Annotated in this window: 8 protein-coding genes; 4 read left to right on the forward strand and 4 right to left on the reverse strand. The window is 60.6% G+C overall.

Annotated features, from left to right (window positions below):
• Nucleotides 1-195: 195 nt before the first annotated feature.
• The 3 genes from ccoM to Q7C20_RS26390 form a co-directional block, all read right to left on the reverse strand.
• A complete protein-coding gene (gene ccoM, locus Q7C20_RS26380) occupies nucleotides 196-312 on the reverse strand; it encodes a cytochrome c oxidase subunit CcoM (RefSeq protein WP_303047319.1) in 117 nt (38 codons plus the stop codon).
• Nucleotides 313-455: 143 nt separating this feature from the next.
• Nucleotides 456-617 (reverse strand): hypothetical protein, encoded by a 162-nt coding sequence (locus Q7C20_RS26385; RefSeq protein ID WP_010563587.1) that lies wholly within the window; start codon nucleotides 615-617, stop codon nucleotides 456-458.
• A gap of 105 nt (nucleotides 618-722) precedes the next feature.
• Nucleotides 723-1,208, reverse strand: coding sequence for a lipocalin-like domain-containing protein (locus tag Q7C20_RS26390; RefSeq protein WP_348060221.1), 486 nt, complete (start codon nucleotides 1,206-1,208; stop codon nucleotides 723-725).
• A gap of 167 nt (nucleotides 1,209-1,375) precedes the next feature.
• On the opposite strand from Q7C20_RS26390, the gene Q7C20_RS26395 reads away from it, so the two are divergent.
• The 3 genes from Q7C20_RS26395 to Q7C20_RS26405 all read left to right on the forward strand — a co-directional run bounded on the left by Q7C20_RS26395 (nucleotide 1,376) and on the right by Q7C20_RS26405 (nucleotide 3,988).
• Entirely contained in the window at nucleotides 1,376-2,248 is an 873-nt protein-coding gene (locus Q7C20_RS26395; RefSeq protein ID WP_375071147.1) for a LysR substrate-binding domain-containing protein, read from the forward strand.
• A 91-nt stretch (nucleotides 2,249-2,339) separates the two neighbouring features.
• Nucleotides 2,340-2,810: a RidA family protein gene (locus tag Q7C20_RS26400; RefSeq protein ID WP_375071148.1), complete on the forward strand. Its 471-nt coding sequence runs from the start codon at nucleotides 2,340-2,342 to the stop codon at nucleotides 2,808-2,810.
• Nucleotides 2,807-3,988: an aminotransferase class V-fold PLP-dependent enzyme gene (locus tag Q7C20_RS26405; protein WP_375071149.1), complete on the forward strand. Its 1,182-nt coding sequence runs from the start codon at nucleotides 2,807-2,809 to the stop codon at nucleotides 3,986-3,988. Before Q7C20_RS26400 ends, Q7C20_RS26405 begins: the two co-directional genes overlap by 4 nt.
• Here the strand turns inward: Q7C20_RS26405 and Q7C20_RS26410 are convergent.
• Nucleotides 3,985-4,326 carry an aspartate-semialdehyde dehydrogenase gene (locus Q7C20_RS26410; RefSeq protein ID WP_348060213.1) on the reverse strand — a complete coding sequence of 114 codons (342 nt, stop codon included), beginning with the start codon at nucleotides 4,324-4,326 and terminating at the stop codon, nucleotides 3,985-3,987. The genes Q7C20_RS26405 and Q7C20_RS26410 overlap by 4 nt on opposite strands.
• A 219-nt stretch (nucleotides 4,327-4,545) precedes the next feature.
• On the opposite strand from Q7C20_RS26410, the gene rapA reads away from it, so the two are divergent.
• Complete coding sequence (rapA, locus tag Q7C20_RS26415) at nucleotides 4,546-7,392, forward strand: RNA polymerase-associated protein RapA (protein WP_348060211.1); 2,847 nt, start codon at nucleotides 4,546-4,548, stop codon at nucleotides 7,390-7,392.
• Nucleotides 7,393-7,575: the final 183 nt, after the last annotated feature.

Below are 7,575 nucleotides of genomic sequence, written 5' to 3' on the forward strand. Positions count from 1 at the left end.
CCAACGCGGGGCAAGCCCGCTCGCCACGGGGTACTTATCGTCTGTTCTGCCTAAAGACCTTGAAAGGGCTGGCTGTAAGAGCCAAACCATTACCAGCCACACCCCAAACAACGGATATGTACACAAACAAAACACAAAAAAAAGGGCGACCGAAGTCGCCCAAAATGCCTTGCGTGCTCATACATCAGGAAAGACTTACGGTTCTTTACGCTTATTAGCGTCCTTCCAGATAAAAATCCCGAATCCTACAAAAAACACCACCATGAGGCTGACCGTCAGCACTCCGGCAAACACCACATTATCGAAAAACATGACCGGCCTCCTGCTCGTGCCCTGTTGCGATAGGGCCAAGTTAATGGAGAACGCGGATTAAAAAATTGACGGGGATCAATGCCGCACACAACAGGGCATAAAGAAGGGAAATACCTGACCTGCATCAATAGATGCAGGTGGGTTCAACGCTTTTTCGGTTTGTTCTTCGACTTTTTCTTAACTTTACCCAGCGGCATTGCCTGTTCAAACGCCTGGCGCACTTCATTCAGGCGCTTGTCATTCAAGTCATGCACGCGCTTGGCACGTTCGGCATTCAGGTCGATCAGCTTGTCGTCATCACTCATGGCTTGGCTTACGTCGTGGCGGGAATGCCCTAATAATGCGGCCTCCCCCGCACGACGGCAAATACCTGAGTAAAAATCCTCGCGCCTGTAGATACCCTCTCGCGCTTATTTATCGCGCTCAAACGTAATAATGGAACGCGTGGTGCCCGGCCAGTTCGGCATTTGTCGCCAGGGCGTCAGCACCTGCAGGGTGTCACCCTGAATGCGAAATTCACGGCACTGCTCGGTACCGACCCACGCCGGGTCCCAGGCACTGTCAACGCGCGTACACCACTGGTTACCCTCGACCCGCTCGATGCCGGTATAGGCGACCAAAGTGCTCAACAACTTTGACTTTTCCGCATCCGATTTGCCTGCCTGCCTTCCCTCACCGGTCAATACGAAAGCCACGCGGTGATCGGCGGTAAAGATGACGCGCCCGGTAGGCCGATCCCCCATGGCAGGGATCCTCTCATGGGTGTCCTGAGATTCAACCTGGTAACCCACCAGCCGCCAGGCGCCCACCAACGGCGACTCGCTGGCCTGTACGCCGCCGTAAAGCACCGCTGCCAAACCCAAACCGAGCACGCCGGTCTTCACATACTGTTTCATCGTTACGGTCTCCAGAAAAACGTGAAGCTTTCCCCAGCCGTGAGAAGGCGTATGTAAGGCTTGTCCTTAAACAATGCATAAACACCGACGACACATCAACGCGCGACAAAATACCGGTAATCACTCAAAATCGGCAAGCTCAACCCACTCTCAAGAGGCGCCCCCCGGTGGCATTGCACAAGGACCTTCCCCCGCTGCTTGCCCTGCGCGCCTTTGAAGCTGTGGCGCGGCACTTGAGTTTTATCAAGGCGGCGAACGAGTTGTCGGTGACGCAAAGCGCCTTGAGCCACCAGGTGCATAAACTCGAACAGCATCTGGGCAAACCGTTGTTTATCCGACGTACCCGAGCGATCAATCTGACCGCCGACGGCCAGCATTACTACGACGAAATCCGCCCCGCGCTTGACGCCATCGCCGCCGCCACCCGCACGCAACGCGTCGCGCCGAGTGCCACGGTGCTGCGCATCGGCTTGCTGGCCTCTTTTGCCACGCTGTGGCTGGCCCCGCGACTGGCCGGGTTTCTGCACCGTTATCCGCATATCCAGGTGGAGCTGCTACCGGCGATTCAACTGGCAAACGTCGCGGCGGCCGAGGTCGATTTGGCCATTCGTTACGGTAAGGGCGACTGGCCCGATGTACACGCCACGCGCCTGATGGATGAGGCCATTTCACCCGTGTGCAGCCCGGCGTTCAAAGCCAGCCAATTGCACAACGGCCCATTATTGATGGCCACCTCGCACCGGCCATTCGAGTGGACGGATTGGTCCGCGCACTATCAAGTGGACCTCGCCAACCACCCGCGCGTGATGCTCCACGATTACAACATCGTGGCCGAAGCCGCTGTGGCCGGTCAGGGCATCGCCATGGGCCGGCACCGTTTGATCGCACGCAAGCTTGAAGACGGCAGCCTGGTGGAAGCCTTCGATTGGCCACCCTACCGCAGCGAAATCGGCTACTGGCTGATTGCCCCGCAGGGCCCTGCCAGCGAAGCCGCCGAGTGTTTCAGCGAGTGGTTAAAGGAAACCTGCGCCAACGCGTGAGTTTTTTCGATACGTCGTGTGAGATCTTTGCGTTTGTCGCCCCACCGCCCTCGCCCACATGCTCAAACCTCTTAGCCCAAGAGGAATGACCATGAGCAACTCCCTGCGCCAACGCGTGCAAGCCCTCGGCCTGACGCTGCCGACGCCCGGCCAGCCGGCGACCAACTACATCAACTACGTGATCAGTGGGAACCAGCTGTTCGTCTCCGGGCAAATCCCGATGCTGGACGGCAAGCCCGGCTATATAGGCCGACTGGGTGAATCCCTCAGCGACGAAGAAGGCGCTCAGGCGGCGCAACTGGCGGCATTGGGCCTGTTGGGGCAGTTGAGCCATGCGCTGGGTGATGACTTGTCGCGCCTGGTACGTCTGTTGCGCCTGGGCGTCTTCATCGCCGCCAGCGGCAACTTCAAGAGCCAGAGCCTCGTCGCCAACGGCGCTTCAGACTTGCTGGTCAACGCGCTGGGTGAAAAAGGTCGACACGTGCGCACCGCCGTGGGAGTTTCCAGCCTGCCCGCCGGCGTGGCGGTGGAGGTTGACGCGATTTTCGAGCTGCAACCGTGAGCCCGTTTGAACTCCAGCGCCTGCGTGATGAAACGCCCGGCTGCCAGTCGGGCATCGTGCACTTCAACCACGCCGGAGCTTCGCTGCCCAGCCAGGCGACCCTCGATGCGATTGTCGACCAACTGCAACGCGAAGCGCGCGATGGTCCGATGGAAGCTGGCGAGCACGGTGCGGTGCTGGTGGAAAAAGCCCGGCGTGCGGCCGGGCAATTGCTCAATGCACCCGCCTCCTCGATTGCCTTTACCAGCAGCGGCTCGACAGCCTGGAGCATGGCGTTCCAGGCGCTCGGCCAGTGGCGGCCCGGCGATCGAATTCTGGTGGGCCGCCATGAATGGGGCGGCAACCTGGCGAGCATGGAATGGGCCGTGAAGGCGGGGGCGCGGGTCGAAGTCATCCCTTGCGATGAAACCGGCGCGGTCTGCCCGAAAGCGCTGGCGTCGATGATCGATGCCAACGTAAAGCTGATTGACCTCACGTGGCTCCCGGCCAACGGCGGCCTGATCAACCCCGCGGAAGCCATCGGCGAAGTGGCCAGGCGCCACGGCATTGCCTACTTCATCGACGCCGGCCAGGCCGTCGGGCAATTGCCGGTGGATGTGCAAGCGCTGCACTGTGATGTGCTCAAGTCGGCCGGGCGTAAACACCTGCGCGGGCCGCGCGGCACGGCGCTGATGTATGTGCGACCGGAGTTCCTGCACCAACTAAACCCCGCCCAGCGCGACGTGCTCTCGGCGCCGTGGACCGCCGAGGGTTATGAACTGCGCGACGACGCGCGGCGTTTTGAAACCAGTGAAGTATCGTTCGCCTTGCTGGCAGGATTGGGCAATGCGGTGCAGGAAGTAAACCGGTTGGGCGTGGAACGCACCTGGGAAAGAGTCCTACAGGTCAGCCAGCGAATCCGCGAAGCCTTGCGTGAGATCCCGGGCATTACCCTACGCGACTTGGGCACTGCTAACTCAGGATTGATCGCCTTCAACCTCGCCGGTTGGGACGCCTTCGAACTCAAGCGGCGCCTGGGCTTGCAGCGCATCAACATCGGCGCCAATGGCGTGGCGTATACACCGCTGGACATGCAGGCGCGTGGCCTGGCGAGCATCGCGCGACTCTCTGTCAGCCCGCTCAACAATGACCACGACATCGACCTGCTGATAGCGGCGTTAACGGCATTGCGCGATTAAACCTCGACGTCGACCCACAAACCCTGGCGCGGTGCGTCTTCGATCAACGGCACCACCGGCACGGTGTTGTCGGCATTCAACAGGTCGCCGGGAATCGCCAGGTGCTGCGCAGAGTCTTCTTCGGCTTCGCGCCGGCGTTTCTGCTGTTCTTGCTGGCGGCGCTGTTCTTCGCGCAGAAGAAACGTCGACTGCTCGGAATCGCCTTTTTTCAGGTCGATCGTGCTTTCGTTGGAGCCCGCTTGCACGGGCACCACGGGCGGGATATCCGGCTTCTGACGCGCCGGGTCAAGTTGTGACGTGACCGGCACAACGCTGACGGGCAGCATGGGTGGCAACATAATGATTACTCTCCTGGTCTACAGGCTGTCGGCTACATGCGGGGCGACTTGAGCCCTGCCTCGCCAAGCTGTGACCGAGTAGACACTCCCAAGTGCCCGCCACCCGTCGATCCGGCTCCCGAACCTTTGCGTAAACGGAGTAGTTTTTGTCAGAGTCCTTGGGCGGGGGGTGTTGTTCCGTTAAGATAGTCGGCTTTTTCACGGCGGGAGTCAGGCAGCATGGCGCAGCAGTATCAACCGGGGCAACGCTGGATAAGTGACAGCGAAGCAGAGCTGGGGTTAGGCACCGTTCTGGCACAGGACGGCCGCTTGTTGACCGTGCTCTATCCGGCCACTGGCGAGACTCGCCAGTATGCGCTACGGAATGCGCCCCTCACTCGCGTGAGGTTTTCGCCGGGTGACTCCATCACCCATTTTGAAGGCTGGAAAATGACCGTACAGCAAGTCGACGATGTCGACGGCCTGCTGGTCTACCAAGGCCTCAATGGGCAGAACGAGCAGGTCACCCTGCCGGAAACCCAGCTCTCCAACTTCATCCAGTTCCGCCTGGCCAGCGACCGTCTGTTCGCCGGGCAGATCGACCCGCTGGCCTGGTTTTCGCTGCGTTATCACACCCTGGAACACACCAGCCGCCAATTGCAGTCTTCGCTGTGGGGCTTGGGTGGCGTGCGTGCGCAACCTATTGCTCACCAACTGCACATTGCCCGTGAAGTCGCTGACCGCATCGCGCCACGGGTTTTGCTGGCGGATGAAGTGGGCCTGGGTAAAACCATCGAAGCCGGCCTGGTGATCCATCGCCAACTGCTGTCGGGCCGCGCCAACCGCGTGCTGATCCTGGTACCGGAAAACCTGCAGCACCAGTGGCTGGTGGAAATGCGCCGCCGCTTCAACCTGCAAGTGGCGCTGTTCGACGAAGAGCGCTTTATCGAAAGCGATGCCACCAACCCGTTCGAAGACACCCAGCTCGCGCTGGTCGCGCTGGAATGGCTGGTGGACGACGAGAAGGCTCAGGACGCTCTGTTTGCCGCCGGTTGGGACTTGCTGGTAGTCGACGAAGCCCACCACCTGGTGTGGCATGAAGAAAAGGCCAGTGCTGAATATTCATTGGTTGAACAACTCGCCGAAGTAATCCCGGGCGTGCTGCTGCTGACCGCCACCCCGGAACAGCTGGGCCAGGACAGCCACTTCGCGCGCCTGCGCCTGCTGGACCCGAACCGCTTCCACGACCTGCACGCCTTCCGCGCCGAGAGCGAAAACTATCGCCCGGTGGCCGAAGCCGTACAGGAGCTGCTGGACAAGGGCCGCCTGTCACCCAAAGCGCACAAAACCATCCAGGGTTTCCTCGGCAACGAAGGTGAAGCACTGCTCGCCGCCGTCAACGATGGTGACACCGAAGCCAGCGCGCGCCTGGTGCGTGAGCTGCTCGACCGCCACGGCACCGGCCGCGTGCTGTTCCGTAATACCCGCGCCGCCGTGCAAGGTTTTCCGGAGCGCAAGCTGCACGCCTACCCGCTGCCCAACCCGGACGAATACCTTGAGTTGCCGCTGGGCGAGCACGCCGAGTTGTATCCGGAAGTCAGCTTCCAGTCGCAGCCGGATATTGAAGAAGAAAACCGCTGGTGGCGCTTCGACCCACGGGTCGAGTGGCTGATCGACCAGTTGAAAATGCTCAAGCGCACCAAGGTGCTGGTGATCTGCGCCCACGCCGAAACTGCCATGGACCTGGAAGACGCCCTGCGCGTGCGCTCCGGCATTCCGGCCACGGTGTTCCACGAGGGTATGAACATCCTCGAACGTGACCGCGCCGCCGCCTACTTCGCCGATGAAGAGTTCGGCGCCCAAGTGCTGATCTGTTCGGAAATCGGCAGTGAAGGCCGTAACTTCCAGTTCTCTCACCACTTGGTGCTGTTCGACCTGCCGTCCCACCCCGACCTGCTGGAACAGCGGATCGGCCGTCTGGACCGGATCGGCCAGAAGCACGTGATTGAACTGCACGTACCGTACCTGGAAACCAGCCCGCAAGAGCGTCTGTTCCAGTGGTACCACGAAGCGCTGAACGCGTTCCTCAATACCTGCCCGACCGGCAACGCCTTGCAGCATCAATTCGGCCCACGCCTGCTGCCGCTGCTGGAAAACGCCGATGACGGCGAGTGGCAAGCCCTGATCGACGAAGCCCGTGCCGAACGCGAGCGCCTGGAACAAGAGCTGCACACCGGTCGCGACCGCTTGCTGGAGCTCAACTCCGGCGGCGCCGGTGAAGGCGATGCACTGGTTGAAGACATCCTTGAGCAAGACGACCAGTTCGCCCTGCCGATCTATATGGAAACCCTGTTCGACGCGTTTGGCATCGACAGCGAAGACCATTCGGAAAACGCGCTGATCCTCAAGCCGAGCGAAAAAATGCTCGACGCCAGCTTCCCACTCGGCGACGACGAAGGTGTGACCATCACCTACGACCGCAACCAGGCACTGTCGCGCGAAGACATGCAGTTCATCACCTGGGAACACCCGATGGTGCAAGGCGGCATGGACCTGGTGCTGTCCGGTTCCATGGGCAACACCGCCGTGGCGCTGATCAAGAACAAGGCGCTCAAGCCGGGCACCGTGTTGCTGGAACTGCTCTACGTCAGCGAAGTGGTTGCACCGCGCTCGCTGCAACTGGGTCGCTATCTGCCGCCTGCTGCATTGCGCTGCTTGCTGGACGCTAATGGCAATGACCTGTCGGGCCGTGTGTCGTTTGAAACCTTGAACGACCAGCTGGAAAGCGTGCCACGCGCCAGCGCCAACAAGTTTATCCAGGCCCAGCGTGACCAACTGACGCCACGGATCAATGCCGGCGAAGAGAAAATCAGCCCGCGCCACATCGAGCGTGTGGCTGAGGCGAAGCGTCGTCTGGCGGCGGATACCGATGAAGAGCTGGCGCGACTGACCGCGTTGCAAGCGGTTAACCCGACGGTACGTGACAGTGAGCTGGTAGCCCTGCGGAGTCAGCGTGAGCAAGGGTTGGCCATGCTTGATAAAGCGGCGTTGCGACTGGAGGCGATTCGGGTGTTGGTGGCGGGTTGATTGGCACTTGAGTTGGAAAAATGGCCCGCGTGATGCGGGCCTTTTTTTTGGGGGTTGGGCTGGGAATTAGCTTGGGGTACATATCCGTTGCTGCGGTAACGGCTTGAATTGGTTCCGCTCTTACAGCGGGTCACTTTTTGAAGAGCGCAAAAAGTAACCAAAAACGCTCCGCCCCACCACTCG

The organism is Pseudomonas sp. AMR01, assembly GCF_041946035.1.
GTDB classification, from domain to species: Bacteria; Pseudomonadota; Gammaproteobacteria; order Pseudomonadales; family Pseudomonadaceae; genus Aquipseudomonas; species Aquipseudomonas antarctica_B.

Excerpts from the sequence above, each read along its gene's own strand:
- ccoM (WP_303047319.1), bottom strand. The coding sequence starts at position 312 with ATGTTTTTCGATAATGTGGTGTTTGCCGGAGTGCTGACGGTCAGCCTC.
- Q7C20_RS26385 (WP_010563587.1), bottom strand. The coding sequence starts at position 617 with ATGAGTGATGACGACAAGCTGATCGACCTGAATGCCGAACGTGCCAAG.
- Q7C20_RS26390 (WP_348060221.1), bottom strand. The coding sequence starts at position 1,208 with ATGAAACAGTATGTGAAGACCGGCGTGCTCGGTTTGGGTTTGGCAGCG.
- Q7C20_RS26400 (WP_375071148.1), top strand. The coding sequence starts at position 2,340 with ATGAGCAACTCCCTGCGCCAACGCGTGCAAGCCCTCGGCCTGACGCTG.
- Q7C20_RS26410 (WP_348060213.1), bottom strand. The coding sequence starts at position 4,326 with ATGTTGCCACCCATGCTGCCCGTCAGCGTTGTGCCGGTCACGTCACAA.
- rapA (WP_348060211.1), top strand. The coding sequence starts at position 4,546 with ATGGCGCAGCAGTATCAACCGGGGCAACGCTGGATAAGTGACAGCGAA.